This window comes from Deferribacterota bacterium (assembly GCA_034189185.1).
Classification (GTDB): domain Bacteria; phylum Chrysiogenota; class Deferribacteres; order Deferribacterales; family UBA228; genus UBA228.
Genome location: JAXHVM010000092.1, coordinates 1 through 3,018, shown reverse-complemented (window position 1 = coordinate 3,018; position 3,018 = coordinate 1). Strand labels below are relative to the sequence as shown.

Sequence of the window (3,018 nt, the reverse complement as noted above, 5' to 3'; positions counted from 1 at the left end):
TCACGTAACAGTTGCAAAAATTTTCCAGAATGTATAGATATAGTATTGAATAGAAAAATTAATATTGAGGGGATTATATCTAAAGTTATAGATTTTGAAAAAGTGCCTATGATTATATGATTATAAATGATATTTATAAAAATCCTGCAAATTATATGAAAGTGGTTGCAGTTATTTAAGCCTATGCAGTCAGTTAGAAAAGTGATAAATGTGCTTGAGTATGTTATATATTCACCAAAGCCAGTAAGTATCAATCAGGCTGCCAGAGATCTTAATATGTCAGTTTCAAATGTATATAAATATTTATCAGAGCTATATAAATGTGGTCTTTTGATAAAGTCAAATGATAAAACTTATACCCCATCATTAAAAGTTGTTGAATATAGTAGCACTATATTAAAAAGAATAAGTATAAGGGAGCTAGCACATCCCTTTCTTGTTGATTTAATGGCAAAAACAGGGCAAACTGTTCATTTGGGAATAAGGGAAGGTTCTAAAGGTGTATATGTTGATAAAGTAGAAGGCCCTAATAGTCTTCCAATGGTATCTAAAATAGGAGCATCCTTTGATTTATACTCTACTGCTTTAGGGAAGGCAATGTTGGCTTTTTTAGAAGATTTTGAGATTAATAAATATTTAAAGACTGTAAAATTAGTAAAAAAAGCAAAAAACACCCTAACAAATCAAGATAAATTAAGAAAAGATTTAGAGGATATAAAAAAAAGGCACTTCTCTATGGATATGGAAGAAAATGAGGATGGCATAATTTGTATAGGTGCACCTATTTTTGATTTTAATGGCAGTGTTATTGCTGCCGTTAGTTTATCAACAATAGCTAGTAAATTGAATGAACAACTGATTAATGAATATACTGATAAGGTTTTAATATGTGCTAAAGAGATATCAAATCTCGCCGGATGTAAAGTGTAATATAACTATCAAATAATACAGACAGTTCTAAGCTTCACATATTGGTATTATTGTTATCTCTTAACTTGCTTATAATTGAGAGATGTGTGAACATGGTTTATGATGGCGTAAGTATGCGGGAAATCTGACTTGCGAAGTCGAAGGATTGACTTGCAAAGTCGGGAGAAGTTGGGAGATATTTGAAGCTAAGAAAAATTTTTATATAATAAGTATAAAAATATTTAAAATATAATAAAAATAATTTACATATAAAATATGAAAAATAAAATAATCTTTTTTATAATTATTATATTGATCCCTTTCTATAATTTAGCACTAAATATTTCATTTATAGATAAAAACACCTCTACAGGTTTAGATAAATATAATTCGCTACTAATGAATAATAATGTAATTAGTGCTGTTTTTGTAGGTGATATAATGTTATCTAGATATGTTGCTGGGTCAGTTGAGAGTAATTTTAATGGAGATTATGATAAATTATTTGAGCCCATAAAACCTTTTTTAGAAAACAGAGATATAGTATTTGGCAACTTAGAAGGAACGGTAACAGATCAAAACTTTAGGGTGAGAGGTAATGTTGTTCCTATTTTACAGAATCCTAGAAGTGGGTTATTATCATTAGCTAATGTATGTTGCAGGTTTTATACAGAATATGAAGCTGTAGAGTCACTGAAAAATGCGGGTTTTAATGTGCTTTCAATTGCTAATAATCATATTGGTGATGCAGGGCTATCAGGGATAGAGGATACAATTTATAATTTGGAAAGTCTGCAATTAGAGTATGTTGGGGGCGGCATGAATGCACTGGAAGCACATAAGCCATATACCTATAGTAAAAATGATATAAACGTTTGTTTAGTTGGTTATTCAAATATACTGTCTTCTGAAACTTGGGAAGCAACCGAAACAAGGGCTGGTATATCAATTTATGATGATGAAGAGTTTGCCAGAGATATAGAACTAATAAAGGATAAGTGTGATATTATTATTGTTTCACTGCACTTTGGAGAAGAAGATGATAGCGCTCCCGATCCTGAAGAAATAGAAACTGCTCATTATATTATTAATAAAGGTGCAGATATTATAATAGGGCATCACCCACATGTTATTCAACCAGTTGAAATATATAATGGAGGTTTGATTACATATAGTTTAGGCAATTTTATCTTTGATAACGATAACCCTGATAATTCTAAGGGTTTATTGTTGGAGATATTTATTGATAAGGATAAAAATGCTTTTGTTGTGCAAAACAAAATATTAATTAATTATAAACATCAACCAGTTTTACAGTAATTTGAACCGAAAATGCTGATTATATCATTTTATTATTATTTCAAACATTTTGACATTTATTGAAATTGTATGTTTTTAATTTAACTGCAATGGGAATAACCACAAGAAAAGCATATGTCACAGCCCTCTACATATGTTATTTGAGCACCGCATTCTGGACAAGCCCCATTTCTTACATGAATTTTATTATTCTTTTCTTTATTTTCCATTTCATCAACAATCTTGTCAATAGTTATATTGTTTTTGATATTTGTTTTTATATTTATTTTTTCAGATAGTGATTCTTCAATTGCTTTTGCTACAGCATCAGCACAGCTTAAGATTTGATGTGGACCAAATCCGTACTTCATATGGCATGATATTCCCTTTAATTGTTTTATAACTGTCTCAGGTTTGCCCCCACTTCTTAATATAACTGATATTAATCTACCAATTGCCTCACATTGACTTTGAGCACAACCACCAGCTTTTCCAATACTTGTGAATACTTCGAAGGGGTTACCATTTTCATCGTTATTAATAGTAACATAAAGCTTTCCACATCCTGTCATCATTTCAATTGTTTTACCAATAAGCATCTTAGGCCGTGGTCTTGGTTTGAAAGATAATTGCCCTTCTTTTGCCATCTTTTCTTTATCTGCTTGACCTATATTTAAAACTTGTTCTTCTCTGCTACCATCACGGTAAATTGTGATACCTTTACATCCATATTTATGTGCTATTAAATAAACCTTTTTTACATCTTCTATGGTTGCACTATTTGGAAAGTTAACTGTTTTACTTACAGCA

3 protein-coding genes are annotated in these 3,018 nt (G+C 30.4%); 2 read left to right on the top strand and 1 reads right to left on the bottom strand.

Going from position 1 to position 3,018, the window contains the following annotated elements:
* Positions 1–183 precede the first annotated feature (183 nt).
* Both SVN78_07050 and SVN78_07045 read left to right on the top strand, forming a co-directional pair.
* Positions 184–930, top strand: a complete 747-nt coding sequence (locus SVN78_07050; protein ID MDY6821361.1) for an IclR family transcriptional regulator — start codon at positions 184–186, stop codon at positions 928–930.
* 255 nt (positions 931–1,185) lie between these two features.
* The gene (locus tag SVN78_07045) at positions 1,186–2,229 is read left to right on the top strand and encodes a CapA family protein (protein ID MDY6821360.1); all 1,044 of its coding nucleotides are present in this window, start codon (positions 1,186–1,188) and stop codon (positions 2,227–2,229) included.
* A gap of 80 nt (positions 2,230–2,309) precedes the next feature.
* On the opposite strand, the gene SVN78_07040 is transcribed toward SVN78_07045, so the two are convergent.
* Positions 2,310–3,018 (bottom strand): TSCPD domain-containing protein (locus SVN78_07040; GenBank protein MDY6821359.1); only part of this gene is annotated, 709 nt, incomplete at its 5' end.